The sequence below is a fragment of the Caulobacter sp. GW456-12-1-14-TSB4 genome (genome assembly GCF_059424195.1).
The window spans coordinates 1-25,080 of the sequence record NZ_JBWKZF010000010.1 but is presented as its reverse complement, the minus strand read 5'-3'; the positions used below and the strand labels follow the sequence as shown (position 1 = coordinate 25,080).

Annotated in this window: 29 protein-coding genes; 20 read left to right on the top strand and 9 right to left on the bottom strand. The window is 68.0% G+C overall.

Annotated features, from left to right (window positions below):
* Positions 1-63 precede the first annotated feature (63 nt).
* From AC07YH_RS11535 to AC07YH_RS11525, 3 genes are read right to left on the bottom strand one after another with little or no spacing between them, the layout of a single operon-like run.
* Positions 64-876 carry a GIN domain-containing protein gene (locus AC07YH_RS11535; RefSeq protein ID WP_494747134.1) on the bottom strand — a complete coding sequence of 271 codons (813 nt, stop codon included), beginning with the start codon at positions 874-876 and terminating at the stop codon, positions 64-66.
* Between the two features lie 19 nt (positions 877-895).
* Positions 896-1,459, bottom strand: coding sequence for a DUF1700 domain-containing protein (locus tag AC07YH_RS11530; RefSeq protein ID WP_494747133.1), 564 nt, complete (start codon positions 1,457-1,459; stop codon positions 896-898).
* Positions 1,456-1,782 carry a PadR family transcriptional regulator gene (locus AC07YH_RS11525; protein WP_494747132.1) on the bottom strand — a complete coding sequence of 109 codons (327 nt, stop codon included), beginning with the start codon at positions 1,780-1,782 and terminating at the stop codon, positions 1,456-1,458. The genes AC07YH_RS11530 and AC07YH_RS11525 overlap by 4 nt, the downstream gene beginning before the upstream one ends.
* A gap of 367 nt (positions 1,783-2,149) precedes the next feature.
* On the opposite strand from AC07YH_RS11525, the gene coxB reads away from it, so the two are divergent.
* From coxB to AC07YH_RS11465, 12 genes are all read left to right on the top strand, one after another.
* Entirely contained in the window at positions 2,150-3,073 is a 924-nt protein-coding gene (gene coxB, locus AC07YH_RS11520; protein ID WP_494747131.1) for a cytochrome c oxidase subunit II, read from the top strand.
* A gap of 25 nt (positions 3,074-3,098) precedes the next feature.
* Positions 3,099-4,769, top strand: a complete 1,671-nt coding sequence (gene ctaD / locus AC07YH_RS11515; protein WP_494747130.1) for a cytochrome c oxidase subunit I — start codon at positions 3,099-3,101, stop codon at positions 4,767-4,769.
* A 102-nt stretch (positions 4,770-4,871) separates the two neighbouring features.
* Positions 4,872-5,879, top strand: coding sequence for a heme o synthase (gene cyoE / locus AC07YH_RS11510; RefSeq protein ID WP_494747129.1), 1,008 nt, complete (start codon positions 4,872-4,874; stop codon positions 5,877-5,879).
* Complete coding sequence (locus AC07YH_RS11505; RefSeq protein WP_494747128.1) at positions 5,876-6,037, top strand: cytochrome c oxidase system small membrane protein; 162 nt, start codon at positions 5,876-5,878, stop codon at positions 6,035-6,037. The genes cyoE and AC07YH_RS11505 overlap by 4 nt, the downstream gene beginning before the upstream one ends.
* Positions 6,015-6,662 (top strand): cytochrome c oxidase assembly protein, encoded by a 648-nt coding sequence (locus AC07YH_RS11500; protein WP_494747127.1) that lies wholly within the window; start codon positions 6,015-6,017, stop codon positions 6,660-6,662. Before AC07YH_RS11505 ends, AC07YH_RS11500 begins: the two co-directional genes overlap by 23 nt.
* 69 nt (positions 6,663-6,731) lie before the next feature.
* On the top strand, positions 6,732-7,604 hold the full coding sequence (locus AC07YH_RS11495; RefSeq protein ID WP_494747126.1) for a cytochrome c oxidase subunit 3: 873 nt from the start codon (positions 6,732-6,734) through the stop codon (positions 7,602-7,604).
* 70 nt (positions 7,605-7,674) lie between these two features.
* Entirely contained in the window at positions 7,675-8,037 is a 363-nt protein-coding gene (locus AC07YH_RS11490) for a DUF983 domain-containing protein (protein WP_494623063.1), read from the top strand.
* On the top strand, positions 8,030-8,716 hold the full coding sequence (locus AC07YH_RS11485; protein ID WP_494747125.1) for an SURF1 family protein: 687 nt from the start codon (positions 8,030-8,032) through the stop codon (positions 8,714-8,716). Before AC07YH_RS11490 ends, AC07YH_RS11485 begins: the two co-directional genes overlap by 8 nt.
* Entirely contained in the window at positions 8,716-10,113 is a 1,398-nt protein-coding gene (thrC, locus tag AC07YH_RS11480) for a threonine synthase (protein WP_494747124.1), read from the top strand. Before AC07YH_RS11485 ends, thrC begins: the two co-directional genes overlap by 1 nt.
* Before the next feature lie 46 nt (positions 10,114-10,159).
* A complete protein-coding gene (locus AC07YH_RS11475; protein WP_494747123.1) occupies positions 10,160-11,428 on the top strand; it encodes a M16 family metallopeptidase in 1,269 nt (422 codons plus the stop codon).
* Positions 11,429-11,445: 17 nt separating this feature from the next.
* Positions 11,446-12,024 carry a GNAT family N-acetyltransferase gene (locus AC07YH_RS11470; protein ID WP_494747122.1) on the top strand — a complete coding sequence of 193 codons (579 nt, stop codon included), beginning with the start codon at positions 11,446-11,448 and terminating at the stop codon, positions 12,022-12,024.
* A 36-nt stretch (positions 12,025-12,060) separates the two neighbouring features.
* Positions 12,061-13,728: a putative bifunctional diguanylate cyclase/phosphodiesterase gene (locus AC07YH_RS11465; RefSeq protein WP_494747121.1), complete on the top strand. Its 1,668-nt coding sequence runs from the start codon at positions 12,061-12,063 to the stop codon at positions 13,726-13,728.
* 106 nt (positions 13,729-13,834) lie between these two features.
* Here AC07YH_RS11465 and AC07YH_RS11460 read toward each other — a convergent pair whose 3' ends face one another.
* A complete protein-coding gene (locus AC07YH_RS11460; protein ID WP_494747120.1) occupies positions 13,835-14,434 on the bottom strand; it encodes a YqgE/AlgH family protein in 600 nt (199 codons plus the stop codon).
* A 126-nt stretch (positions 14,435-14,560) separates the two neighbouring features.
* Here AC07YH_RS11460 and AC07YH_RS11455 point away from each other — a divergent pair, with 126 nt between their 5' ends.
* Positions 14,561-15,043, top strand: coding sequence for a peroxiredoxin (locus tag AC07YH_RS11455; protein WP_494747119.1), 483 nt, complete (start codon positions 14,561-14,563; stop codon positions 15,041-15,043).
* Between the two features lie 85 nt (positions 15,044-15,128).
* On the opposite strand, the gene AC07YH_RS11450 is transcribed toward AC07YH_RS11455, so the two are convergent.
* Positions 15,129-15,605, bottom strand: coding sequence for a MarR family winged helix-turn-helix transcriptional regulator (locus AC07YH_RS11450; RefSeq protein WP_494747118.1), 477 nt, complete (start codon positions 15,603-15,605; stop codon positions 15,129-15,131).
* 126 nt (positions 15,606-15,731) lie between these two features.
* Here AC07YH_RS11450 and AC07YH_RS11445 point away from each other — a divergent pair, with 126 nt between their 5' ends.
* Positions 15,732-16,709 (top strand): alpha/beta fold hydrolase, encoded by a 978-nt coding sequence (locus AC07YH_RS11445; protein ID WP_494747117.1) that lies wholly within the window; start codon positions 15,732-15,734, stop codon positions 16,707-16,709.
* A 140-nt stretch (positions 16,710-16,849) separates the two neighbouring features.
* Here AC07YH_RS11445 and AC07YH_RS11440 read toward each other — a convergent pair whose 3' ends face one another.
* A complete protein-coding gene (locus AC07YH_RS11440) occupies positions 16,850-18,607 on the bottom strand; it encodes an acyl-CoA dehydrogenase family protein (protein WP_494747116.1) in 1,758 nt (585 codons plus the stop codon).
* A gap of 179 nt (positions 18,608-18,786) precedes the next feature.
* On the opposite strand from AC07YH_RS11440, the gene AC07YH_RS11435 reads away from it, so the two are divergent.
* From AC07YH_RS11435 to AC07YH_RS11420, 4 genes are read left to right on the top strand one after another with little or no spacing between them, the layout of a single operon-like run.
* Positions 18,787-19,419 (top strand): YceI family protein, encoded by a 633-nt coding sequence (locus AC07YH_RS11435; RefSeq protein ID WP_494747115.1) that lies wholly within the window; start codon positions 18,787-18,789, stop codon positions 19,417-19,419.
* A 30-nt stretch (positions 19,420-19,449) separates the two neighbouring features.
* Positions 19,450-20,733, top strand: coding sequence for a YceI family protein (locus AC07YH_RS11430; protein ID WP_494747114.1), 1,284 nt, complete (start codon positions 19,450-19,452; stop codon positions 20,731-20,733).
* Positions 20,664-21,641, top strand: a complete 978-nt coding sequence (locus AC07YH_RS11425; RefSeq protein WP_494747113.1) for an L-threonylcarbamoyladenylate synthase — start codon at positions 20,664-20,666, stop codon at positions 21,639-21,641. Before AC07YH_RS11430 ends, AC07YH_RS11425 begins: the two co-directional genes overlap by 70 nt.
* A gap of 4 nt (positions 21,642-21,645) precedes the next feature.
* Positions 21,646-21,969 (top strand): 1-deoxy-D-xylulose-5-phosphate synthase, encoded by a 324-nt coding sequence (locus tag AC07YH_RS11420; RefSeq protein ID WP_494747112.1) that lies wholly within the window; start codon positions 21,646-21,648, stop codon positions 21,967-21,969.
* Here AC07YH_RS11420 and AC07YH_RS11415 read toward each other — a convergent pair.
* Positions 21,966-22,361, bottom strand: coding sequence for a type II toxin-antitoxin system VapC family toxin (locus tag AC07YH_RS11415; protein WP_494747111.1), 396 nt, complete (start codon positions 22,359-22,361; stop codon positions 21,966-21,968). The genes AC07YH_RS11420 and AC07YH_RS11415 overlap by 4 nt on opposite strands.
* Positions 22,358-22,642 (bottom strand): type II toxin-antitoxin system VapB family antitoxin, encoded by a 285-nt coding sequence (locus AC07YH_RS11410; RefSeq protein ID WP_494747110.1) that lies wholly within the window; start codon positions 22,640-22,642, stop codon positions 22,358-22,360. The genes AC07YH_RS11415 and AC07YH_RS11410 overlap by 4 nt, the downstream gene beginning before the upstream one ends.
* A gap of 67 nt (positions 22,643-22,709) precedes the next feature.
* On the opposite strand from AC07YH_RS11410, the gene AC07YH_RS11405 reads away from it, so the two are divergent.
* Complete coding sequence (locus AC07YH_RS11405) at positions 22,710-24,119, top strand: FAD-binding oxidoreductase (RefSeq protein ID WP_494747109.1); 1,410 nt, start codon at positions 22,710-22,712, stop codon at positions 24,117-24,119.
* Here AC07YH_RS11405 and AC07YH_RS11400 read toward each other — a convergent pair.
* Entirely contained in the window at positions 24,116-24,430 is a 315-nt protein-coding gene (locus tag AC07YH_RS11400; protein WP_494747108.1) for a hypothetical protein, read from the bottom strand. The genes AC07YH_RS11405 and AC07YH_RS11400 overlap by 4 nt on opposite strands.
* A gap of 107 nt (positions 24,431-24,537) precedes the next feature.
* Between AC07YH_RS11400 and AC07YH_RS11395 the strand changes: the two genes are divergently transcribed.
* Positions 24,538-25,080: hypothetical protein (locus tag AC07YH_RS11395; RefSeq protein ID WP_494747107.1), on the top strand; the 543-nt coding region annotated here is incomplete at its 3' end.

Here is a 25,080-nt window from a genome sequence, read left to right as displayed (position 1 = left end):
GGCTTTCCGAACGCGTCCGTCACCCCGCCCCCTTTGTCACAGGCGCTTTGGTCTGTGTCGGGATCAGTACTCGCGGCGGATCTCGCCCGAGCCGGTGATCTCGCTGCTGACCGTCTTGGGTTCGGTGCGCAGCTCGACGTCGCCGCTGCCGGAGATGTCGATCTTGGCCTTGTTGGTGGCGAACACCGCGCCGCCACCGCTGCCGGAGACGTCGAAGACGGCGTCCTTGGCCTTCAGCTCGGTCAGGTTGACGTAGCCCGAGCCCGAATTGTCGACCGCGATGCTGTCGACCCGGCCGGCGGCCTCGACGTCGCCGCTGCCGCTGACCTGCACGGCGAAGGCCGGGTGGTCGAAGCGGCGGATCTGCAGGTCGCCCGAGCCGCGCACGTCGAACTTGGTGACGTCCGGGGCGATGACCGTGATCTTCATCCGATCGGAGTCGCTTTCGACATGCACGCCGAACGCGTTGATCGTGATGCTGTCGTGGTCGACGCCGTCATTGTCGGCCAGGGTGATGTGGCCGCCATCGACGCGCAGGCGGTCGATATAGCTCTTGGGACCCGAGGCGACGATCTTGGCCTCGGCGCCCTGGACGAAGACCACGTCGACCGGCAGGTCGATGATCAGCTGGTCCTTGCCGGACCAGTTGAAGGTGCGGTCGACGCTGGGCTCGGACTGCCGGCCCTGGACGAAGTGGCGTCCGGTGCGGATGACCTTGCCGTTGTCGCGGATGACGATGGTCTCGTCATGGTCCAGCGGCAGGGTCCAGCCGTTCTTCAGGATGTCGGGGCCGGCCAGCGCGGCCACCCCGGCGAAGCAGCCGATCGCGAGCACGAAGCTGGCCCCGGCGACGATGAGCGTATTGCGGATCAACATTGTCCCCTCCTAATGCCGCTCAGGCTTGGTCCATGGCCGGCTTCAACAGCCGGAAGTGAAGACGGGCGTACCAGACGACCGCGTTGAAGACCCCGACGGTGGCCAGCGTCAGCAGGGCGCCGAGGCAGGTGGCCAGGCCCATCAGGCCCAGGCCCGCCAGGAAGGCGGTGATCGGGCCGCCGGGCGGTCCGGTCAGAGGTCCGGCGGCGAAGACGAAGCCGCCCGCCACGAAGATGGTCACCACGGCGACCAGGATCCCGAACAGCGCCCCCAGCACGCCCATCAGCAGGGGCAGCAGGAACATCACGTCCAGGGCCCCCAGGCCCAGCAGGGCCAGGACCGCGCCCATGGCGTTGGAGGGGTTCTTGCGTTCCTCCCACTGCTTCAGGCCGGCCTCGGCGCGCATCTCGCGGGCCAGGCGATCGGGATCGCCCAGGGCGGCCGCCGTCTCGGCCTCGCTGCGACCGGCGGCGGCGGCGTCGGCGAAGTGGGCCTCGTGATCGGCGACGATGTCGGCGATGGTGGTCACCGGCAGGCCGGCGAGGCCCCGGCGCAGGCGGGTGATGAACTCGGCGCGGGTCATGCGGCGGCTCCCACGATGGCGTTGACCGCGTTCGAGAACGTCGACCATTCGGTCTTCTGCTGCTCGAAGCTGCGACGGCCAGCGGCCGTCAGGCGGTAGTATTTGCGCGGCGGACCACTCTGGCTCTCCACCAGATAGGTCTCGACCAGCCCATCCGACTGCATGCGGCGCATCAGCGGATAGATCGTCCCTTCCCCCATATCGATGTCCTTCGTCAGCCTGCTGGCGATCTCGTAGGCGTAGCTGTCGGCGTGCGAGAGCAGGGCCAGCACGCACAACGCCAGCACGCCTTTCTTCAGTTGGATTTCAATCGTTTCCGGCACGGCGTCCTTGCCTCCGTTGATGCTCTCTTCTATCGCCAGGTACTGAGTAACGCAAGGTACCTACTCATGAACGATACGTAATGATGCGGACGGACGTTTTGGGGCTTGATGAGAACGGTTCGCGACTGGAGCGCCCCAGGCCGGGGATAACGGGCAATCCCATGCCGCCAGCGTGGTCTCTGGTGCTTGGCAACCGCTGGGGATGCGCGTATGCAGCCTCCGGACCGGTCCTTGGGGCGGGCTGCCGTCGATGCGCGATTCTATGAGCGCGAAGTCGATTGCGGACGCGCCGGGATCGTAATGTGCAAGTCGGCGCGGGGCGGCCTTGATCGGGCTCAAACCGCCGCCGAAACGGGCCGTGAGGGATATGAAGGCGCAATTTTCGGGGATTAAGCGGTTCATGACGGGCGCGTCCGCCCTCGCCGCCACGATGATGTTCGCGGGGAACGCCCTCGCCGAGGATCTGCTGGGGCAACCGACGCCTGGCGCGATCGATCTGCAGCCGGCCGCCTCGGTGCTGAAGCACGACGCGATCCGCTTCCACAACCTGATCCTGATGCCGATCATCACGGCCATCACGCTGCTGGTTCTGGGCCTGCTGATCTGGATCGTCGTTCGCTACAATAAGAAAGCGAACCCGGTTCCGGCGAAGTTCAGCCACAACACCACGGTCGAGATCATCTGGACGGTCGTCCCGGTGCTGATCCTGATGCTGATCGCGATCTTCTCGTTCCGCCTGCTGTTCGCCTACAACAACATGCCCAAGCCCTACATGACCGTGAAGGCCACGGGCTATCAGTGGTACTGGGGCTACGAGTACCCGGACCAGAAGATCAGCGAAATCGTCTCGCTGCCGCTCACCAAGGAACAGGCCGACGCCAAGAAGGTCCCGTACCTGCTGGCGGCCGACAAGGCGATGGTCGTTCCCGTGAACCAGGTCGTCCGCGTCCAGGTCACCGGCGCCGACGTCATCCACGCCTTCGCCCTGCCGGCCTTCGGTCTGAAGATCGACGCCATCCCGGGCCGCCTGAACGAAACCTGGTTCAAGGCCGAGAAGATCGGCGTGTACTACGGCCAGTGCTCGGAACTCTGCGGCGTCGACCACTCGAACATGCCGATCGAGATCCACGTGGTCTCGCAAGGCGAGTTCGACGCCTGGGTCAAGGAAAAGGTCGCTCCGCCGGCCGCCGCTCCGGCTGCTCCGGCTGAAGCCGCCGCGACCCCCGCCTCGGCTCCTGCCGCCGCCCCCGCTTCCGCTCCGGCCGCGGCTCCCGCCGCGCCGGCGGCCTAAGATACGATCGTAGGATAGAAGTCCGATGGCTCACGCCGCAGACACTCACGACGCGCACGGCGGTCACGACGACGCCGACCACAAGCCGCCCTTCATCGCCCGCTGGTTCTTCTCCACGAACCACAAGGACATCGGCACGCTCTACATCCTGTTCGCCATCATGGCGGGCATCGTCGGCGGCGCCCTGTCGGGCCTGATCCGCTGGGAGCTGATGGAGCCCGGCATCCAGATTTTCACGCCGAACTCGTCGGTCCACCTGCTGGGCCTCGTCGAGCAGAGCAAGCACGGCTACAACGCCGTCGTCACCGCCCACGCCCTGATCATGATCTTCTTCATGGTCATGCCGGCGATGATCGGCGGCTTCGGCAACTGGTTCGTTCCGATCATGATCGGCGCGCCGGACATGGCCTTCCCGCGGATGAACAACATCTCGTTCTGGCTGCTGATGGCCGCCTGGGTCCTGCTGGTCAGCTCGATGTTCGTCGGCGGCGGCCCGGGCCAAGGCTTCGGCGGCGGCTGGACGATCTATCCGCCGCTCTCGACCATCGGTCACAAGGGTCCGGCCATGGACCTGGCCATCCTGGCCCTCCACCTGGCCGGCGCTTCGTCGATCCTGGGCGCGATCAACTTCATCACCACGATCTTCAACATGCGCGCGCCGGGCATGACCCTGCACCGCATGCCGCTGTTCGCCTGGTCGGTGCTGATCACCGCCTTCCTGCTGCTGCTGTCGCTGCCCGTCCTGGCCGGCGCCATCACCATGCTGCTGACCGACCGTAACTTCGGCACCCACTTCTTCGACCCGGCCGCCGGCGGCGACCCCGTCATGTTCCAGCACCTGTTCTGGTTCTTCGGTCACCCGGAAGTGTACATCCTGATCCTGCCCGGGTTCGGCATCATCAGCCACATCGTCTCGACCTTCTCCAAGAAGCCGGTCTTCGGCTATCTAGCGATGGCCTACGCCATGGTCGCCATCGGCTTCGTCGGCTTCGTCGTGTGGGCTCACCACATGTACACCGTCGGCATGAGCATCAACCTGCGCGCCTACTTCGTGGCCGCGACGATGATCATCGCCGTCCCGACGGGCGTGAAGATCTTCTCGTGGATCGCCACGATGTGGGGCGGTTCGCTCAGCTTCAAGACGCCCATGCTGTGGGCGATCGGCTTCATCTTCCTGTTCACCGTCGGCGGCGTGACCGGCGTGGTCCTGTCGAACGCCGGCATCGACTACAGCCTGCACGACACCTACTACGTCGTCGCCCACTTCCACTACGTGCTGTCGCTGGGCGCCGTGTTCGCGATCTTCGCCGGCTTCTTCTACTGGTTCGAGAAGATGTGGGGCGTGAAGTACAACGAGTTCCTGGGCTGCCTGCAGTTCTGGATCATGTTCGTCGGCGTGAACCTGGTGTTCTTCCCGCAGCACTTCCTGGGCCTGCAAGGCATGCCGCGTCGCTACGTCGACTATCCGGAAGCCTTCGCGAAGTGGAACCACGTGTCGTCGGTCGGCTACATGATCACCGCCGCTGGCGTGGGCGTGTTCCTGATCCTGCTGCTGGAAGCCGCGATCCGTCGCCGTCCGGCGGAAGCCAACCCGTGGGGCGAAGGCGCCACGACGCTGGAATGGACGCTGTCCTCGCCGCCGCCGTTCCACCAGTTCAGCGAACCGCCGGTGATCAAGGAAGACAGCCACCACTAGGTAGCTGTCGTCCGTAACCGGACCTAAAGCGGGGGCGCGGCCGGGATCCTTAAGGGTCCAGGCCGCGCCCTTCGCCCATTCAAGACCGATATATTCTCCTGGATGTCGAAGACCCTCGCCATGACCTCGGAAACGGCTCAGCCGGATACGACGCAGACCGCCAGCTGGAAGGACTATTTCCAGCTGATGAAGCCGCGCGTCATGTCGCTGGTGGTCTTCACCGGCCTGACGGGCCTCTTGGCCGCGCGCGCCCCGATCCACCCCGTGCTGGGCGCGATCGCGGTGCTGTGCATCGCCGTCGGGGCCGGCGCCTCGGGCGCGCTGAACATGTGGTACGACGCCGACATCGACCAGCAGATGCGCCGCACGCGTGGCCGCCCCGTCCCGGCCGGCAAGGTCAAGGGCGAGGAGGCCGCTTCGCTGGGCGTGGTGCTCTCGATCCTGTCGGTGATGTTCCTCGGCTTCGCGATCAACTGGTTCGCGGCCGCCCTGCTGGCCTTCACCATCGTCTTCTACGCCGTCGTCTACACGATGTGGCTCAAGCGCTGGACGGCGCAGAACATCGTCATCGGCGGCTTGGCCGGCGCCTTGCCGCCCGCCATCGGCTGGGCCGCGGCCACGGGTTCGGCTCCGCTGAACGCCTGGCTGATGGTCGCCATCATCTTCTTCTGGACCCCGCCGCACTTCTGGGCGCTGTCGCTGTATGTCACCACCGACTACGCCAAGGCTGGCGTGCCGATGCTGCCGGTGGTCAAGGGCGCCAAGGAGACCCGCAAGCAGATCCTGCTCTACAGCCTGCTGCTGATCCCGATCTGCCTGTCGCCGGTGCTGACGGGCCTGGGCGGCCCGATCTACCTGGCCGTGGCCGGCCTGGGCGGCGTGGTGTTCCTGATCCTGGCCTGGCGGGTGTTCGCCAGCAAGGCCGGCGACGCCTCCGACCCGCGCGTGGCCGACCGAGCCCTCTACGACGTCACCGAGGACGAGAAGGCCGCCGGCGCGAAAGCCGCGCGTAACCTGTTCGCGTTCTCGATCCTCTATCTCTTCGCGATGTTCGCCGCCCTGCTGGGCGAAGCCGTGTCGGGCGTCCACGCCCTGGAGCTGCTCAAGTGAATGAACCCGTAGACACCCAAGCGACGAGGGACGCGGCCCAGAAGGCCCGCAACGGTCGCAACATCGCGCTGGGCCTGGGCCTGGTGGCCTTCGTGGTCCTGGTGTTCGTGGTCACCCTCGTGAGGCTCGGCGCCAATGTCGCCCACCCCCACCCGTAAGGACCTCACCCCGCAAGAGCAGGCCGCCCGCCGCAACGGCAAGGTGGCGCTGATCTGCGCGGCCGCCTTCTTCGGCATGGTCGGCGCGGCCTATGCCGCCGTGCCGCTGTACAAGCTGTTCTGCCAGGCGACCGGCTTCGACGGCACGGTCCGCAAGGCCGAGGCCAAGCCGGACAAGATCCTGGACCGAAAGGTCACGATCCGCTTCGACGCCAACATCCGCGAGCTGCCGTGGCGGTTCCAGACCCTGCAGGCCAGCCAGGACATCCGCATCGGCGAGACGGGCCTGGCCTTCTTCAAGGTCACCAACCCCACCGACAAGCCGCAGACCGGCCGGGCGCTCTACAACGTGGTGCCGGAATCGGCGGGTCCGTACTTCCAGAAGCTGGAGTGCTTCTGCTTCTCCAGCCAGACGATCCAGCCTCACCAGACGGTGGAATTCCCGGTCGTCTACTTCGTGGATCCCGCCTACGTGAAGGATCCCGAGACCGTCGGGAAGAACGAGATCACGCTCAGCTATACGTTCTTCCCCGCCGTCGATGACGGCAAGAGCAATAAAGTGGCCGCTTCGGCGCCGCCTCGTATCGTGGAACCCCTTGGCGGCGCACCGTCGAGAGGGCTATAGCGTTCACAACGACCATGTCGCGGGGGGAACCGGCGACGTGATCAGAGGGATATAAGGGTTAGCAGCAACATGGCCGGCGCCGTCAAACACGACTACCACATCCTTCCGCCCAGCCCGTGGCCCTTCGTGGGCTCGGCCGCAGCCACCGTCATGGCCATTGGCCTGATCGGCTGGATCAAGGGTGGCGTCTTCGGCATCGAAAAGGGCAACTGGGCCATTTTCGCCGCCGGCTTCGCGGGCGTGCTCTACACCATGTTCGGCTGGTGGTCGGACGTGGCCAAGGAAGCCAAGGCCGGCGACCACACCCCGGTCGTCTCGATCGGCCTGCGCTACGGCATGATCCTGTTCATCGCCTCGGAAGTCATGTTCTTCGTGGCGTGGTTCTGGATCTTCTTCGAGATGGCCCTGTTCCATCATCACCGCACCCTGTCGGCGATCGAGGAAGTCCGCACCGCCTGGGCCACCTGGCCGCCCGCCGGCGTCGAGACCGTCTCGCCGTGGCACCTGCCGCTGGTCAACACCCTGACCCTGCTGCTCTCGGGCACCACCGTCACCTGGGCTCACCACGCGCTGCAGGTCGGTGACCGCAAGGGCGCCAAGTGGGGTCTGATCCTGACCGTGCTGCTGGGCGCGCTGTTCACGACCATCCAGATCTACGAGTACAGCCACATCAACCACGAGCAGCTGTTCTACTCGGAAGCCGCCGTGAACTCGGGTCTGTACGGTTCGACCTTCTTCCTGGCCACCGGCTTCCACGGCTTCCACGTGTTCGTCGGCACCCTGTTCCTGATCGTCTGCCTGATCCGCCTGCTGAACGGCGCCTTCACGCCCAAGCAGCACTTCGGCTTCGAAGCGGCCGCCTGGTACTGGCACTTCGTGGACGTGGTCTGGCTGTTCCTGTTCGCGTTCATCTACGTGATCTTCGGGGCCTCGCCCCACTAAGATCCCAAGGATCCAAGGGGCCCGGAACGCACGCAGCGTTCCGGGCCTTTTTCGTTTCAAGGCTTAGCCTATGACCAAGACCAATCCCTACGCCGCCGGCGCGCGCGGCCTCTGCCCCAACTGCGGCGAGGGCCATCTGTTCGAGGGCTTCCTGAAGGTGGCCCGCTCCTGCGAGGCCTGCGGCTTCGATCTCGGCAAGTTCGAGACCGGCGACGGGGCGGCGACCTTCGTGATCCTGATCGCTGGCGCGGTCTGCGCGTTCGGGGCGCTGTTCTCGATGTTCGCCTGGAACTGGCCGGTGTGGCTGCTGCTGATCATCTGGCTGCCGGCGGTGCTGGTCCTCACCCTGGGCCTGATGCGTCCGGCCAAGGGCCTGATGGTCGCCGCGCAGATCGCCCACAAGGCCTCGGAGGCCGGTCGCGACCATGTCTGAACCCGCCCCGAAGAAGCCCGGCTTTCCGATCGGCCTGACGATCGCCACGGCGATCTCGTTCGCCATCCTCTGCGGCCTGGGGACCTGGCAGCTCCAGCGCCTGCACTGGAAGGAAGACCTGCTGGCGCGGATCGAGAGGCTGAAGACCGCGCCCGCCGTCCCGCTGACCAGCGTGTTGACCGCTGGGGCCAAGCCCGAGGACCTGGCGTGGGAGCGCGTCAGCACGACCTGTGTCGATGTCCCCGGCCAGCCCTTGCCACTGGTCTATGGCGTTCGCGACGGCGACATGGTCTGGCGCGCCCAGACGGCCTGCGGGATCGCCGCCGGCCCCTACGACATGATCCTGATCGACCGGGGCGTCGTCCCCAGCCTGACCGGCCAGGTCTCGGCTCCGGCCAAGAGCTTCGAGGCGCCGCGTCAGGTCGTCGGCGTGCTGACGCCGATCAAGCAGCTGGGCGGCGACCGCGCCGAGGTGCTCAAGCGCTATCCCGGCCGCAAGCCCGCGCCGCTGGTGCTGATGGCCGAGCGCGAAGCCCCCGCGCCCGCCGGAATCGCGCCTGCCCCGCTGCCGGCAGAAATTTCCAATCGGCACATGGAATACGCTCTTACGTGGTTCGGTCTTGCCGTAACCCTGCTGTTTATCTATGCCGCCATGCTCTGGCGGAGATTGAGACCCTGATGCGCTATGTGTCGACCCGCGGCCAGTCCGCACCGATCGGCTTCCTGGATGCGGTGCTGGCCGGCCTGGCCCCCGACGGCGGCCTGTATGTGCCCAGCGAGTGGCCCAGCTTCTCGGCCGCCGAGATCGCGGGCTTCGCGGGCAAGTCCTATGCGCAGGTCGCCGCAGCCGTGGTCGGCAAGTTCGTCGGCGACGACATCCCCAAGGACGACCTGCTGCACATGTGCGAGGAGGCCTACGCCACCTTCGCCCACACGGCCGTCGTCCCGGTCAAGCAACTGACCGCCAACCGCTACCTGCTGGAGCTGTTCCACGGCCCGACCCTGGCGTTCAAGGACGTCGCCATGCAGCTGCTGGGCCGCCTGTACGACTATGTGCTGGAACGCCAGTCGCGGAAGATGACCATCATCTGCGCCACCTCGGGCGACACCGGCGGCGCGGCCGTCGAGGCGTTCCGGGGCCGCAAGAACGCCCGCATCGTCGCCCTCTTCCCCGAAGGCCGCATCAGCGAGGTGCAGCGCCGGTTCATGACCACGGCGACCGACGCCAATGTCGCCTGCATCTCGGTGCTGGGTTCGTTCGACGACTGCCAGCACATCGTCAAGCAGGCCTTCCAGGACGACCAGTTCCGCCACGCCGTGGACCTGTCGGGGGTCAACTCGATCAACTGGGCGCGGATCGCGGCCCAGAGCGTCTACTACTTCACCTCGGCCGTCGCCCTGGGCGCGCCGAACCGCGAAGTGGCCTTCGTGGTCCCGACCGGCAATTTCGGCGACGCCTACGCCGCCTTCGTGGCCAAGAAGCTGGGCCTGCCGATCCATTCGGTGACCGCCGCCACCAATTCCAACGACATCCTGGCTCGCGCCATCGAGACCGGCCGCTATTCGCGCGGGTCCCTGGCCGCGACCCAGAGCCCGGCCATGGACATCCAGGTCGCGTCGAACTTCGAGCGTCTGTACTTCGAAGCCGTGCGCCGCGACGGCACCGAGACGGGCCGCGCCTTCCGCGCCTTCGCCGACACCGGCCTGCTGGACATCCCGCCGGGCGCCCACGCCTGGATGCGCGAGCTGTTCCGGGGCGCTTCGGTCAGCGAGGCCGACACCGCCAAGACCATGCTCTCGACCCTAAACGAGACCGGCGAGGTCATCGACCCCCACACCGCCGTCGGCCTGGCCGCCGCGACGGGCGTGGACGTGCCGGCCTCGGTCCCGGTGGTGGTGCTGTCGACCGCCCACCCGGCCAAGTTCCCCGAAGCGGTCCAGGCCGCCACGGGCCTGCTGCCCTCGACGCCGCGCGCCACGCCCGACCTCTCCAAGAAGCCGGAGAAGTTCGAGCGCTTGCCCGCCGACGGCTCGTCGGTGAAGGCCTTCGTGCGGACCTTCGCGGCCAATACCTGAGCCGACACTGGTGTTTAGGCGCGCGAGCGCCTAGATACCGCGGCTCATGACCACGATCCTCCGCACCCTGCCCAATGGCGTCCGCGTCGTCTGCGACCCGATGCCGGGCCTCGAAACCCTCGCTCTTTCCGTCGTGGCGGGGCGTGGAGCGGCCTATGAGGATCCGGCGCGGTCGGGCTGGTCGCACCTCCTGGAGCACATGGTGTTCAAGGGCGCGGGCGAGCGTTCCTCGCGCGATATCGTCGAGGTCATCGAGAACCAGGGCGGCTCGATCAACGCCGCCACCGGCTATGAGCGCACCAGCTTCCAGGTCCGCGCCCTCAAGGGCGGCCTCGATCTGGGCATGGACGTCATCGCCGACCTGGTGCGCCGTCCGACCTTCGACCCCGCCGACCTGACCCGCGAAAAGCAGGTGGTGAGGCAGGAGATCGCCGAGGCCGCCGACGCGCCCGACGACTATGTCTTCGACCTGATCCAGCGCGCCGCCTGGGGCGACCACCCGGTGGGCCGTCCGATCCTGGGCAGCGACGCCACGGTCGAGGCCGCCACGGTCGAGGCATTGTCAGACTGGCGCGGCCAGCTCTACGCGGCCGACCGCCTGGTGGTGGCCGCCACCGGCGCGGTCGATGAGGCCGAGCTGATGGCCGCCGCCGAGCGGGCCTTCGGCGACCTGCCCGCCACGCCCGGCGCGGCCGTGCCGCAGCCGGCCGCCTTCATCGGCGGCCCGCAGGCCGAGACCCGCAAGCTGGAGCAGGCCCATCTGGTGTTCATGCTTCCCGCCTGCGGCGCGCGCGAGCGGGACTATTTCGCCCTGCGCATCTTCGCCGAGACCCTGGGCGGCGGCATGTCCTCGCGCCTGTTCCAGGAAGCCCGCGAAAAGCGCGGCCTCGCCTACAACATCGACGCCTATGCCGACACCTATGCCGACCATGGCGCGCTGGGCATCTATGCCGGCTGCGCGGCCGGCGACGCGGTCGAGACCGCCAAGGTCTGCGCCGAGGAGCTGGTCAAGCTGGCCCAGCGCATCGACGACGCCGAACTGGCCCGGGCCAAGGCGCAGCTGAAGGCCCACATGTTCATGGCCCGCGAGCAGCCGCTGTCGCGCGCCGAGCAGGGGGCCGGGCAGGTGCTGCTGTTCGACCGCCTCTATCCGACGACCGAGCTGGCCGCCGAGGTCGACGCGGTGACCCCCGCTGACGTCGCGCGCCTCGGCCAGCGCCTGCTGAGCGGCCAGGCCGCCACCGCCGTGCTCGGCGCCAAGTCGTCCCTGAAGGCCGGCGAGGCGTTCAGCAAAGCGTTGTCGTCCAAGCACTGAAATCGGAAGATGCGGCCGTGAATGCTTTGCTGCCGTTCCTGAAGACCCGCCCTCGTCTCCAGCTGGAGGGCCGCGCCGTCTATCTGCGGCCGCCGCGCCCGCAGGACCATCGCGCTTGGGCCGCCCTGCGCGCCAAGTCGCGTCCGTTCCTGGAGCCTTGGGAGCCCACCTGGCCCGAACACGACCTGACCCGGGCCGCGTTTCGCGCCCGACTCGGGGCCTATGCCCGCGAACTTGAGCTGGGCGAGGCCTATCCGTTCTTCATTTTCCGTCGGGAAGACGACGCCCTGGTCGGCGCCGTGCGACTTTTCCACGTGCGACGTGGCGTCGCTCAGACCGGATCGATTGGATACTGGGTCGGCCAGCCTTTTACACGGCAAGGCTTGATGAGCGACGCCGTCCAGACCTTGATCCGCTTTGCTTTCATGGGTCTGGGCCTCCACAGACTTGAAGCCGCGTGCATGCCGCAGAACGCCGCTTCGGCCGCCCTATTACTGAAATGTGGGTTTTCTGAGGAAGGATATGCGCCCGCTTATTTGAAAATTAACGGCGGTTGGCGAGATCATCGTCTGTTCGGCATGGTCGCGCCCGAGTAGGCGCCGCGGCCCGACCGACGAGTTTTTGGGACGGGCATGTCTTTCAAGACGAGTGAACGACGGATCTGGGACACGACCGCCACGCTTGAAGCGTTGGGCGGAGCCGATGTCGCGCTGTGGATCTGGGAGCCCGAAGCCGACCGCTTGCGCCTGAACGGCGCGGCGCGCGCCCTGGGCCTGGGGCCGCTGGCCCCCGAATGTTCTTCCGCCGCCTTCCGGGCCCTGGCCCTGCCGCAGGACCGCGCCCAGGCCGAGGAAGTCCTGAAGATGCGCGAGCCGGGCACGGAAGTCGTCGCCCGCTTCCGCGTGCGTGGCGGCGAGACCTGCCTGTGGCGGGGCGTGTGGCTGGAGGAGGGCGTGCGCGCCGCCGGCGTCGTCGCCCCCGAGACCAAGTTCACCGCGTCCGAGCGCTGCGAGCTGACCGGCCTGCTGGATCGCCGCAGCTTTATCGCCCGCGCCCGCGAACGCCTGCATCAGGACAGCGTGCACGAACTGGTCGTCGCGGACCTGGATCGCCTGCGCCGCCTGAACGAGGCCCTGGGCCACGAGCGCGCCGATCTGGTGCTGGCCGCCCTCGGCTCGCGCCTGGCCGCCGCCTTCCCGGCCGACGCCATCCTGGGCCGCATCGGCGAGGACGAGTTCGCCGTGCTGTGCGAACCCAAGGGCTATGAGCCGGCCGAGCTGCTGCGCCAGGCTCTGGAGCAGCCGCTGCGCGTGGCCGGCTTCGACATCCACCCGACCCTGTCGATCGGCGCGGTCTCGGCCGAAGGCGGGCTGGACGCTCCCGACGCCGCCGAGCTGCTGCGCCGCGCCGAGCTGGCCGTCGAGGCCGCCGCCGCCGCCGGCCGTGGCGGAGCCGCCGCCTATGGCCGCTCGATGGAGACCGACGGCCTGTCGCGCCTGGCCCTGGAAGCCGACCTGCGCGGCGCCATCGCCCGCGGCGAGATCAAGCCCTACTTCCAGCCGGTCGTCCGCCTATCGACGGGCGCCCTGTCGGGTTTCGAGGCCCTGGCCCGCTGGATCCACCCGCGCCGGGGCATGCTGCCGCCCGACGAGTTCCTGCCGCTGATCGAAGAGATGGGGCTGATGAGCGAGCTGGGGGCGCACATGATGCACACCGCCGCCAAGCAGCTGGCCACCTGGCGCGACGCGCACCCGGCGATGGGCGCCCTGACCGTTTCGGTGAACCTCTCGACCGGCGAGATCGACCGTCCCGGCCTGGTGGCCGACGTGGCCGAGACCCTGCGCGTCAACCGCCTGCCGCGCGGCGCCCTGAAGCTGGAAGTCACCGAAAGCGACATCATGCGCGACCCCGAGCGGGCCGCCGTGATCCTCAAGACCCTGCGCGAAGCCGGCGCAGGCCTCGCGCTCGACGACTTCGGCACCGGCTTCTCGTCGCTGTCGTACCTGACGCGCCTGCCGTTCGACACGCTGAAGATCGACCGCTATTTCGTCCGCACCATGGGCAGCAACGCCGGCTCGGCCAAGATCGTCCGCTCGGTCGTCAAGCTGGGCCAGGACCTGGACCTGGAAGTCGTGGCCGAGGGCGTCGAGAACGCCGAGATGGCCCACGCCCTGCAGTCGCTGGGCTGCGACTACGGCCAGGGCTTCGGCTACGCGCCGGCGCTGTCGCCGCAGGAGGCCGAGGTCTATCTGAACGAGGCCTATGTCGACGGCGCGGCCCCGGTGAAGGCGCGCGGCTAAAGATCCTCCCTTTTTTTGGGGGGGCAGAGGGCCGGAGGGGGCAGCGCGGCCTACGCCGAGATGGCCCCCTCAGTCACTCCGTGACAGCTCCCCCAGAGGGGGAGCATCAAGCTCTGCCCGCCGTCGCCGACAGGTGGTCGGCGGTGATTCCCAGCTTGGCCAGCGCCCGGGTCCATTTGTGCGCGTGGTCCTCGTCGAACAGCAGGCCTTCGTCGGCGTCGCAGATCAGCCAGACGTTCTCGCGCAGCTCCTGCTCCAGCTGTCCCGGACCCCAGCCGGCATAGCCCAGGGCCAGCATCGCCTTGCGCGGGCGGTTTAGGCTGGCCATGGCGTCCAGCGCGTCGCGGGTGGCGGTCAGGCCGACGCCGTCGGCCACCGGCAGGGTCGAATCCGGCGAGGTGAAGTCGTCGGTGTGCAGCACGAAGCCGCGCTCGCGCTCCAGCGGGCCGCCTAGCAGGACCAGATCGCTGGGCGCCTGGATCTCGGACTTCACGCCCAGCCGCTCCAGCAGCTCGAACACCGTCAGGCCCTCGACCGGGCGATTGACGGCCAGGCCCATGGCCTGCTCCTCGTCGTGGGCGCACAGATAGAGCACGGTGCGCTCGAAGCGCGGGTCCTCGATGCCGGGCATGGCCACCAGCAGCCGCCCGATCAGGAACTCCCCCTCTTCAAGGTTGGGGTCTTCGTCTTCGATGGTGCTGTCCATCATCAGAGCATTGGCGCGAGGTGTGACGGTTTCAAGTCGCAGAACGTTTTAAAGCGTGCTTGGCGACCGCCCCCGCGAGGGATATTCGAGCAGGCGCAATTCATGCGCACAGAGGACACACCGCCCATGGCGATCAAGGTTGGCGACACGCTGCCCGCGGCGACTTTCATGACCAGCACGGCCGAAGGGCCGGCGCCGATCAGCACCGACGACATCTTCAAGGGCAAGACCGTCGCCCTGTTCGCCGTCCCCGGCGCCTTCACCCCGACCTGCTCGGCCAAGCACCTGCCGGGCTTCAAGGAGAAGGCCGGCGAGCTGAAGGCCAAGGGTGTCGACACGATCGCCTGCGTCTCGGTCAACGACGTCTTCGTGATGAAGGCCTGGGGCAAGGACCAGGGCATCGACGGCGAAGTGCTGCTGCTGGCCGACGGCAACGGCGACTTCACCAAGACCATCGGCCTGGACTTCGATGGTTCGAAGTTCGGCATGGGCCCGCGCTCGCAGCGCTACTCGCTGATCGCCAAGGACGGCGTCGTGACCCAGCTGCACGTCGAGGAAGCCGGCCAGTTCAAGGTCTCGTCGGCCGAGTACCTGCTGGAACAGCTTTAAGCTTCCTCTGAAGTCTCCTCCCCCTCTGGGGGGAGGTGGCCCAGAGGGCCGGAGGGGGCAGCTCGGCCTAGGCCCAGATGGCCCCTCAGTCGGCTTCGCCGACAGCTCCCCCAGAGGGGGGAGCAGTAATCGCTTCGTGCAGCGCCTGGATCCGCTTGTTGAGCGCCCCCAGGTCCTCGCCTTCCATGCCGGACCGCTCCAGCAGCGCGTCGTTCAGGCATCCCGAGCGGCCCAGCAGGGCGCGCCCGGCTTCCGTCAGCGTCACATCGACCTTGCGCTCGTCCTCGAGCCCGCGCCGCCGCGCGACCAGGCCGGCGGCCTCCAGGCGCTTGACCAGAGGGGTCACGGTGCTGGACTCCAGGTCCAGTCGCGCGGCGATGCCGCCGATAGTGATCCCTTCACCGGCTTCACCCAGCACGTTCAGCACCAGGTACTGCGGATAGGTCAGGCCCAGCGCGTCCAGCAGGGGCTTGTAGGCGCGGGTGATCGCCATGCTGGTGGCGTACAGCGTGAAGCAGATCTGCTGGTCCAGCGGGTGCGGGGAGGGGCTCTTCGTTGTCATGGATCCTTCTTATCACAAAAAAGAATATCGCGATAAATAAAATGCTGGACAGCGTCGCGGCGACGGCCTAGATCAATCTACATATCGCGATAATGATTATCGCGAATAGGAAATGAGGGTTGATCCATGAGCCAGTCGAACCAAGCTTCCCGTCGCGGCGTGATGACCGCCGGCTTCGGTCTCGCCGCCGTGGCGGCCGCCTCGCTGGGCCAGAGCGCCCAGGCCGCGACCCCGAAGGCTGCCGCTACGCCGCACGCCGCGAACCGCGCCCAGAGCGGCTTCGTCACCGTCCAGGACGGCGTCCAGATCTTCTACAAGGACTGGGGTCCCAAGGACGCCCAGCCGATCGTCTTCCACCACGGCTGGCCGCTCAGCGCCGACGACTGGGACGCCCAGATGATGTTCTTCCTGCTGAAGGGCTATCGCGTCATCGCCCACGACCGCCGCGGCCACGGCCGCTCGACCCAGACCGACACCGGCAACGAGATGGACACCTACGCCGCCGACGTCATCGCCCTGGCCGACCATCTGGACCTGAAGAACGCCATCCACGTCGGTCACTCGACCGGCGGCGGTGAAGCCATCCACTACGCCGCCCGCGCCAAGCCGGGCCGGCTGGGCAAGGTCGTGCTGATCGGCGCCGTGCCGCCGACCATGCTGAAGACCGCCAAGAACCCGGGCGGCCTGCCGATCGAGGTGTTCGACGGCTTCCGCTCGGCCCTGCTGGCCGACCGCGCCGAGTTCTATCGTCAGATCCCCGCCGGGCCGTTCTTCGGCTTCAACCGTCCCGGCGCCAAGGTCAGCCAGGGCCTGGTCGACAACTGGTGGCGCCAGGGCATGATGGGTTCGATCAAGGCCCACTACGACTGTGTCACGGCCTTCTCGGAGACGGACTTCACCGACGACCTGAAGAAGGTCGATGTCCCGGTCCTGATCATGCACGGCGAGGACGACCAGATCGTCCCGATCGCCGACAGCGCCCACCTGGCCATCAAGCTGGTCAAGAAGGGCACGCTGAAGACCTATCCGGGCCTGCCGCACGGCATGGCGTCCACCCACCCGGAAATCATCAACGCCGACCTGCTGGCCTTCTTCAAGGCCTAAGGCTCACACAAAGCTTGTCGTCCCGGCCGTAGCGAAGCGGAGAGCCGGGACCCAGGGTCAACCGCACTGCGTCGGCCCCTGGGTCCCGGACAGCCTCTGCGAGGCTTCCGGGATGACAGGTGTTTTTGAGCTTGTGGGCCTTAAGCCCCCAGCACTTCCGGCGTCATCGCCTCCAGGTCGGCCGCGCCCAGCATGACGCCGGCCGCCGCGCCCGGGACCTGGGCCAGCACGCTTTCGGCGAAGACACGAGCCAGGGCCCGCTTGCTCTCGGCCCAGGCCGCATCGGCCTCGCCCGAAGCCGCCAGAGCGCCCTTGGCCAGCATCCAGCCGCCGACCACATCGCCGAGCAGCTTCAAATAGGCCGTGGCGCCCGACAGGGCGTCCGGCATCGACTTGGCGCGGCGCTCGACCAGCCAGGCCGTCGCCGAGGCGGCGGCGTCGAGAGCGGCGCCCAGGCGCAGGCCGACGGCCTTGAGGTCCGAGGCGTTGAGGGCGTCGATGGTGTCGCGGATGTCGTCCATCAGGTCGGCCATGGCCTGGCCTTCGCCCATCATCAGCTTGCGGCCCACCAGGTCGATCGCCTGGATGCCGTTGGTGCCTTCGTAGATCGGGGCGATACGGGCGTCGCGATAGTGCTGGGCCGCGCCGGTCTCCTCGATGAAGCCCATGCCGCCGTGGATCTGCACGCCTTGCGAGGCGACCCAGACGCCGACATCGGTCGACCAGGCCTTGGCGATCGGCGTCAGCAGCTCCTCGCGCAGCTTGGCGGTTGCGCGGGTCGCCTCATCCGTCGCGGCGCGCGACAGGTCGGCGGCGACGGCGGTCGACAGGCAGATGCCGCGCGCGGCCTCGATATGGGCCTTCATCAGCACCAGCGAGCGGCGCACGTCCGGATGGTCGAAGATGCGGGTCGGGCTGGCGCCGGTCCAGGCCGAGCGGCCCTGGACACGCTCCTGGCTGAAGTTCAGGGCCTGCTGGTAGGCGCGCTCGGCGATGGCCACGCCTTGCGCCCCCACCTGCAGGCGGGCGGCGTTCATCATCACGAACATGTTGGGCAGGCCCTGGCCCAGACCGCCGACCAGTTCGGCCTTGGCGCCCTCGAACAGCATCACGCAGGTGGGCGAGCCGTGAATGCCCAGCTTGTGCTCCAGCCCGCCGACGCGCACGGCGTTGGCCTCGCCCAGCTTGCCGTCGGCGTCGACCAGCACCTTCGGCGCCAGGAACAGCGAGACGCCCTTCACGCCGGGAGGCGCGTCGGGCGTGCGGGCCAGGATCAGGTGGACGATGTTGTCGGTCGCGTCGTGGTCGCCCCAGGTGATGAAGATCTTCTGGCCGGTGATCTTCCAGCCGCCGTCGCCATCGGGGGTGGCCATGGTGGTCAGAGCGGCCAGATCTGAACCAGCCTGCGGTTCAGTGAGATTCATAGTGCCGGTCCATTCGCCGGACACCAGTTTCGGCAGGTAGACATGCTTCTGATGATCGGAGCCGCAAAGCTCCAGCGCCTCGATCGCCCCCAGGCTCAGCATGGGGCACAGGCCGAAGGCCATGTTGGAGGCCTGGATCATCTCCAGCACCGCCACTTCCAGCGTCTTGGGCAGGCCCTGGCCGCCGTGCTCGACCGGCGCGGCCAGGCTGGCCCAGCCGCCTTCGGCAAATTGCTTGTAGGCGTCGGCGAAGCCGGGCGCGCTGCGGACCACGCCGTTCTCCAGCTTGGCGCCGACCAGGTCGCCCTGGCGGTTCAGCGGGGCCAGCACATCGGCGGCGAAGGCGCCGGCCGCTTCCAGCACGGCGGCGACTGTGTCGGCGTCGGCCTCGGGGAAGACATCGGCCAGCCGCCCGAAATCCGCCGCATGTCGCAGCGAGAAGGCGAGGTCGCGAACGGGGGCGCGATAGGTCATGGCCGATACTCCAAAGGGACGGCGACCTGTTTAGGCGGGGTGACGCAACGTCGCCAAGGCGTCTTTGTGGGGGAGATCACGGGCTCGTGATCAGCTGGACCTTTAAAGCCGTGTTGGAGTGCCTAGATCGGGGAACTGCAACTAGTGCTGTTGTAATTCCTTTCCTGGAGCCCTCCCCGATGTATCGTCCCTACGCCTATGCCGCGCTCGCCGTGGCCCTTTTCACGGCCCCCGCCGCGCTGGCCGCGCCGGGCGTCTCGTCGGTGAAGCCAACCGACCTGCCGGCCGGCCACTACGTGCTGGACAAGACCCACGCCTCGGTCGTGGCCAAGCTCAAGCACATGGGTTTCTCGAACTACCAGTTCCGCTTCACCAAGGTGGACGCCGAGTTCCACTATGACCCGAAGACCCCGGAAGCCGCCAAGATCAACGTCACGATCGATCCGGCCTCGGTCGACACCGCCACCGGCGGCGACGCCTTCGGTCTGAAGTTCAACAAGGAACTGGCCGGCGACGGCTGGCTGGAAGCCGCCAAGTATCCGACCGTGACCTTCGTCTCGACCGCCGTGAACGTCGGCGACGGCCAGCACGGCACGGTGACGGGCGACCTGACCCTGCACGGCGTGACCAAGCCGGTCACCCTGGACGTCACCTTCAACGGCGTCGGCTCGGGCATGATCCCGCTGCAGACCCGCACGGGCTTCTCGGCCAGCACCACGATCAAGCGTTCGGACTTCGGCGTCAGCAAGTACGTGCCGCTGGTCGGCGACGACGTGACCCTGAACATCGAAGTCGAATTCGAAAAGAAGTAAGAAATCCACCAAGGGATCTGGGAGATGTCCATGGCCGCGAGCCGTACGCGCTACACGACGGTGGCGATCGTCATTCACTGGCTGATCGCCGCGGCCATCATCTTCCAGATCATCCTGGGCTGGCGGATGGGTGACGGGCCCAAGGGCCCGACGACCTACGCCCTGTTCCAGCTGCACAAGTCGATCGGCATCACCATCCTGCTGCTCAGCCTGGCGCGGCTGGCCTGGCGGCTGTTCAACAAACCGCCGGCCCCGCCCGAGGGCCAGCCGAAGTGGGAGCGGACGGCGTCCACGCTGGTCCATGTCGGCTTCTACGTGATCATGATCGGCCTGCCGCTGACGGGCTGGATCCTGGTGTCGACCAGCCGCGTGCCGATCCCGACCCTGCTCTACGGCGCGATTCCGTGGCCGCACATTCCGGGCCTGCCCGAGCTGGCCGCCGGTCCCAAGCACCTGTGGCACGAGATCGGCGAACTGGGCCACGGCGTGCTGGTCAAGGTCACCTATCTGCTGCTGGCCCTGCACCTGGGCGCGGTCGCCAAGCACCAGATCCTCGACAAGGACGAAGTGCTCGGAAACATGGCCCCCGGCGCCAAGCCGGGCCTGAAGGAGCCGCGCGCCTGGCTCGCCGCCGCCGGTCTGGTCGCCGTGATCGCCGCCGGCTACCTCTACATGCCCGCGACCAAGGCCAAGCCCGCCGCGCCGGCCCCGGCCGCTGAACCCGCGCCTGTCGAAGCGCCAGCCCCCGTCGCCGCCCGGTCGGCTGAAGCCGCCCCGCCCGCCGTCGAGGCTCCCGCGCCGGTCGCCGAACTGAAGGACCCCGTCGCCTGGACCGTCCAGAAGGGCTCGACCCTGGGCTTCTCCGCCACCTGGTCGGAGAACGCCATCGAAGGCCGCTTCAAGACCTGGACCGCCGACATCCTGTTCTCGCCGGACGCCCTGGATCGCTCGAAGCTGACCGTGGCCATCGACACCGCCTCGGTCGACACCGGCGACGCCCAGCGCGACCAGAGCCTGCCCAGCGGCGACTTCTTCGACACCGCCGAGCATCCGAAGGCGACCTTCACCGCCACGAAGTTCCGCAAGACCGGCGAGGGCAAGTTCGTCGCCGACGGGACCCTGGACCTGCGCGGCGTGAAAAAGCCGCTCAGCCTACCGTTCTCTCTGAAGATCGACGGCGACACGGCGACCGCGCGGGGTGTAACGACCCTGGACCGGACGACGTTTGGAGTTGGGCAGGGCGAATGGGCGTCGACGGACGAAATCGCGGCGAAGGTGAAGGTCAGCTTCAGCCTGACCGCCAAGAAGAAGTAGAGGCCGCCGCTGGCGCCCTGCGCGCCGGCGGGCTGATCATCCTGCCGACCGAGACGGTCTATGGGCTCGGGGCCGACGCCTCGAACCCGGCGGCCGTGGCGGCGATCTTCGAGGCCAAGGGCCGTCCGCGCTTCAACCCGCTGATCGCCCACGTCGCCGATTTGGAGACCGCCGCGCGGATCGCCGACTTCGACGACCGCGCCTGGGCCCTGGCCCGCGAGTTCTGGCCGGGCCCGCTGACCATCGTCGCGCCGATCAAGGACAGCGCCGCCGTCTGCGACCTGGCCCGCGCCGGCCTCGACACCGTGGCCATCCGCGTGCCGGGCCATCCGGTCTCACGAGCCGTGCTGGAGGCGTTCGGCGGCGCGGTCGTCGCGCCCTCGGCCAACCGCTCGGGCCGGCCCAGCCCGACCACCTATGCCGACGCCATCGCCGAGACCGGCGACCAGGCCGCCGCCGCCCTGGACGGCGGGCCGTGCGCCGTGGGCCTGGAATCGACTGTGGTCTCGGTCCTGGGCGGTGAAGCGCGCCTGCTGCGGCCCGGCGCCGTCACCCGCTTCCAGCTGCAACGGATCGTCGGGCCGCTGGCCGAAGCCGAGGACGACGCCAAGCGCTCGCCGGGTCGTCTAGCCTTGCACTACGCCCCCGACGCCCCCGTGCGGATCAACGCCAAGACGCCCGAGGCCGGCGAGGCCTATCTGGCTTTCGGGACCTGGCCGGAAAGTCCGCGCGTTTTCAACCTCAGCCCGGCCGGCGATCTCGCCGAAGCCGCCGCCAACCTTTTCGCGTACCTGCGCGCCGCCGACCGTCTGCGCCCCTCGGCCATCGCCGTCGCGCCGATCCCGGAAGACGGCCTGGGCGAAGCGATCAATGACCGGCTGCGTCGCGCCGCCGGCTTCGTAGGATAGACCGATGAAGAGCAAGTCCCGGATCATGTACGTCGAGGACAAGTCCAAGGGCGTCAACGGGCCGGCGCGGATCGGGCTGGTCGCCTCGTCCAAGAGCGGCGAGACCCTGCACTATGCCGGCCAGACCTTCTTCGCGCTGCGCCACTCGGGCCTGAAGGCCAACTTCCAGGACAGCGTCACCGGCCATCCCTACTGGATCGCCCGGGCGCGCAAGGACGGCGCCGACCGACTGTTCAAGGGCGCGGGCGATCCGGCCGTGATCGACGACAATGTCCGCGAGGAATATTGGCGCGACATCCGCGGCATCCCCGACCCGGCGGCGAGCTAGGCTAGCGCCGAGCGGATGTCAGTGCGGCTGAAGTCGTCGCCCTTGTAGAGCAGGGGCGCGTCGAGGGTCTTGGCCAGGGCGTAGGCGAAGCAGTCGGACAGGTTCAGCCGCGCGGGATGCTGGCCCTTGCCGTAGCGCAGATAAGCGTCGAGCGCGGCGGTGTCGATGATGGGGTTTCTGGCGATCACGATGCGATACATGCCGAGCCAGTCATCCAGATCGTCACGAGACAGGATGAGGTCGCGTCCGAGAAGCACGATGCCCAGTTCGACGTAGGTCATCGGCGACATCACGGCTTCATCGGCCTTTTCAAGCGCATCGATGAAGGCGTCGCATTCCGGTTCATCAAGGGCGATGGCCACCAGCGCCGAGGTGTCGACCACCACCGTCACGGTTTATAGTCATCCAGGCCGGGGATGAAGTTGATCTCGTCGTAGTCCGCCTGTGTAGGCGGCGAGATCAGACCAGCGCGCGCCTTTGGGGTGAAGAGGTGACGCGTAAGCGCCTTCATGACCTCGGGACTGCGCGGCGCATGCTTCGGTTTCTCCTGCCGCTTGGCCGCCAGTCGTTCCTTCACGGCGATCTCGATCGCCGTCGTCAGGCTTTCGCCGGTCAGCTCGGCCAGTTCGCGCACAGCGCGCTCGGCCTCCGGGTTCTTTATCAGGATGCCCATGCGCGCCTCCATATATACCGCAGTATATACTGACAGCCGCCCCCTTGGAAGCGTATCGTCCCACGCCATGACCAAGCCCGTTCCCGCCGATGTCGTCTCCCGGATCAAGGCCGTGCTCGGCGAGGGTGGCTGGAGCCAGGACCCGGACGTGCTGGCCCCGCACCTCGTCGAATGGCGTGGCCGCTGGCGGGGCGAGACGCCGCTGCTGGTGACGCCGCGCACGACCGCCGAGGTCGCCGCCGTGGTCGGCATCTGCGCGGCCGAGGGCGTGGCGATCACGCCTCAAGGCGGCAATACCGGCCTCGTCGCCGGCCAAATCCCGCACGGCGAAATCCTGCTCTCCACCCAGAAGCTGAAGGCGGTCCGCGACGTCGATCCGCTGGACGACGCCATGGTGCTGGAGGCGGGCGTGACCCTCTACGAAGCCCATCAGCAGGCCGCTCGCGTGGGTCGCCGCTTCACGGTCGGCGTGGCCTCGGAAGGCTCGTGCACGATAGGCGGGCTGATCTCGACCAACGCCGGCGGCACGGCCGTGCTGCGCTACGGCATGATGCGCGAGCAGGTGCTGGGCATCGAGGCCGTCTTGCCCAATGGCGAGATCTGGAACGGCCTCAAGCGGCTGCGCAAGGACAACACCGGCTACGACCTCAAGCAGCTCTTGATCGGCGCCGAGGGCACGCTGGGGATCGTCACCGCCGCCTCGCTGAAGCTGCATGCGCCTCTGGCCTCGCGGGCCGTGGCGGTCGTGGGCCTGAACTCGCCGGCCGACGCCATCCAGCTTCTGGCCCGGGCCAAGGACGAGACCGGCGGCGCGGTCGAGGCCTTCGAGCTGATGGGCCTGCTGGGCTTCGCTCTCACCATCCGCAACGTGCCGGGCCTGCGCGATCCGTTGCCCAGCGAGCATCCCTGGTACGTGCTGATCGAGATCGCCAGCGGCGAGCCGGGCGCGGCCGAGGCGGCGCTGGAGCGGCTGCTGGCCAAGGCCCTGGGCGATGGCCTGATCGCCGACGCCGCGGTCGCCCAGACCGAAACCCAGATCAAGACCTTCTGGCACATCCGCGAGGGCCACTCGGCCGGCCAGAAGCCCGAGGGCGCGGTGTGGAAGCACGACATTTCGGTGCCGGTCTCGAAGATCCCCGCCTTCATCGAGCAGGCCGATGCGGCGCTGGAGGAGGCTTTCCCCGGCGTGCGGATCATCGCCTTCGGCCATGTCGGCGACGGCAATGTCCACTACGATGTGCTGAAACCCGTCGGCGCCGACGACGACGCCCATGATGCGATGCGCGAGCAGGGGGCCAAGATCGTCCACGACATCACCGCCGGCTTCTCGGGCTCGATCAGCGCCGAGCACGGCCTGGGGGCGATGAAGACGGCCGAGGCCCTGACCTACAAGGACCCGATCGAGGTCGCGGCCCTGCGCGCGATCCGAGGCGCGCTGGACCCCAAGCGGATCATGAATCCGCGGGTGTTGTTCTAGGCCTGCTTGCCGGCCTGAGCGCGTTTGTGGGCCCGCAGCAACAGCAGGGCGATGACCACGAACGCGCCCGCCGGCACGGTGGCCTTGTAGAACCCGGCCTGGAAGCCGGGACCCAGGATGTTGATCGCGGCGGGGATGAAGCCCCACTTGCCGGTCGACGCCTGCATCCAGAAGGCGCCGACCCCGACGAAGCACATCAGCGCCCACATGACGCGGAATCGTAGCCCGCGCTCGCGGACCGTCATCAACAGCGCCACGATCATCGGCAGCGGCCAGGCGAGGGCGGCGATCAGGCCAAGGGTCTGGGTCATGGAGGCTGCATAGCCGTCCCGCTCTACTGGGTCGAGCTGCCTTCACCGTTGCTCAACTCCTAGGCGTCATAAGCGACGCCGGGGAGCCTGTCAGGCGGGGGAAGATCATGAAGCTCGGTTTGGTCGCGACAGTGTCGGCTTGCGTCCTGCTCAGCGCCTGCGCGTCGGTGACGCGCGGCTCGACCGACGCCTGGGAGGTCAACAGCGACCCCATCGGCGCGCGGGTCGAGACCACCAACGGCTTCCAATGCGACGCCACGCCTTGCGCGATCCGCATGAAGCGCAAGAGCGAGTTCGTCGCGACGGTGACCAAGCCGGGCTACCGGCCGGCCACCATCTCGGTCACCCACAAGACCGCCAAGGCCGGCGCCGCCGGCATGGCCGGCAATGTCCTGGTCGGCGGCCTGATCGGGGTCGTCGTCGACTCCTCGACCGGCGCCACCCAGGACCTCGTGCCCAATCCGGCGTTCGTGAAGCTGGAGCGGGCCGGGCCGTACGACCGGTTCGCCGAGGCGCCGCAGCAGGACTTCGCGCCGCCGCCCGAGCCGATGCCGCAGCCGGCCTATGCGCCGCCGCCGCCCGAGCCGGCCTACAGGCCCGCGCCGCCTCCGCCGCCTCCGCCGCCCCCGGTCTACCGGCCGACCCCGCCG

What these genes read in the sequence shown, in the direction of transcription:
- AC07YH_RS11535 (WP_494747134.1), bottom strand. Translation starts at nt 876, where the DNA reads ATGTTGATCCGCAATACGCTCATCGTCGCCGGGGCCAGCTTCGTGCTC.
- AC07YH_RS11530 (WP_494747133.1), bottom strand. Translation starts at nt 1,459, where the DNA reads ATGACCCGCGCCGAGTTCATCACCCGCCTGCGCCGGGGCCTCGCCGGC.
- coxB (WP_494747131.1), top strand. Translation starts at nt 2,150, where the DNA reads ATGAAGGCGCAATTTTCGGGGATTAAGCGGTTCATGACGGGCGCGTCC.
- ctaD (WP_494747130.1), top strand. Translation starts at nt 3,099, where the DNA reads ATGGCTCACGCCGCAGACACTCACGACGCGCACGGCGGTCACGACGAC.
- cyoE (WP_494747129.1), top strand. Translation starts at nt 4,872, where the DNA reads ATGTCGAAGACCCTCGCCATGACCTCGGAAACGGCTCAGCCGGATACG.
- AC07YH_RS11500 (WP_494747127.1), top strand. Translation starts at nt 6,015, where the DNA reads ATGTCGCCCACCCCCACCCGTAAGGACCTCACCCCGCAAGAGCAGGCC.
- AC07YH_RS11495 (WP_494747126.1), top strand. Translation starts at nt 6,732, where the DNA reads ATGGCCGGCGCCGTCAAACACGACTACCACATCCTTCCGCCCAGCCCG.
- AC07YH_RS11490 (WP_494623063.1), top strand. Translation starts at nt 7,675, where the DNA reads ATGACCAAGACCAATCCCTACGCCGCCGGCGCGCGCGGCCTCTGCCCC.
- AC07YH_RS11485 (WP_494747125.1), top strand. Translation starts at nt 8,030, where the DNA reads ATGTCTGAACCCGCCCCGAAGAAGCCCGGCTTTCCGATCGGCCTGACG.
- thrC (WP_494747124.1), top strand. Translation starts at nt 8,716, where the DNA reads ATGCGCTATGTGTCGACCCGCGGCCAGTCCGCACCGATCGGCTTCCTG.
- AC07YH_RS11475 (WP_494747123.1), top strand. Translation starts at nt 10,160, where the DNA reads ATGACCACGATCCTCCGCACCCTGCCCAATGGCGTCCGCGTCGTCTGC.
- AC07YH_RS11465 (WP_494747121.1), top strand. Translation starts at nt 12,061, where the DNA reads ATGTCTTTCAAGACGAGTGAACGACGGATCTGGGACACGACCGCCACG.
- AC07YH_RS11460 (WP_494747120.1), bottom strand. Translation starts at nt 14,434, where the DNA reads ATGGACAGCACCATCGAAGACGAAGACCCCAACCTTGAAGAGGGGGAG.
- AC07YH_RS11455 (WP_494747119.1), top strand. Translation starts at nt 14,561, where the DNA reads ATGGCGATCAAGGTTGGCGACACGCTGCCCGCGGCGACTTTCATGACC.
- AC07YH_RS11450 (WP_494747118.1), bottom strand. Translation starts at nt 15,605, where the DNA reads ATGACAACGAAGAGCCCCTCCCCGCACCCGCTGGACCAGCAGATCTGC.
- AC07YH_RS11445 (WP_494747117.1), top strand. Translation starts at nt 15,732, where the DNA reads ATGAGCCAGTCGAACCAAGCTTCCCGTCGCGGCGTGATGACCGCCGGC.
- AC07YH_RS11440 (WP_494747116.1), bottom strand. Translation starts at nt 18,607, where the DNA reads ATGACCTATCGCGCCCCCGTTCGCGACCTCGCCTTCTCGCTGCGACAT.
- AC07YH_RS11435 (WP_494747115.1), top strand. Translation starts at nt 18,787, where the DNA reads ATGTATCGTCCCTACGCCTATGCCGCGCTCGCCGTGGCCCTTTTCACG.
- AC07YH_RS11430 (WP_494747114.1), top strand. Translation starts at nt 19,450, where the DNA reads ATGGCCGCGAGCCGTACGCGCTACACGACGGTGGCGATCGTCATTCAC.
- AC07YH_RS11425 (WP_494747113.1), top strand. Translation starts at nt 20,664, where the DNA reads ATGGGCGTCGACGGACGAAATCGCGGCGAAGGTGAAGGTCAGCTTCAG.
- AC07YH_RS11420 (WP_494747112.1), top strand. Translation starts at nt 21,646, where the DNA reads ATGAAGAGCAAGTCCCGGATCATGTACGTCGAGGACAAGTCCAAGGGC.
- AC07YH_RS11410 (WP_494747110.1), bottom strand. Translation starts at nt 22,642, where the DNA reads ATGGGCATCCTGATAAAGAACCCGGAGGCCGAGCGCGCTGTGCGCGAA.
- AC07YH_RS11405 (WP_494747109.1), top strand. Translation starts at nt 22,710, where the DNA reads ATGACCAAGCCCGTTCCCGCCGATGTCGTCTCCCGGATCAAGGCCGTG.
- AC07YH_RS11400 (WP_494747108.1), bottom strand. Translation starts at nt 24,430, where the DNA reads ATGACCCAGACCCTTGGCCTGATCGCCGCCCTCGCCTGGCCGCTGCCG.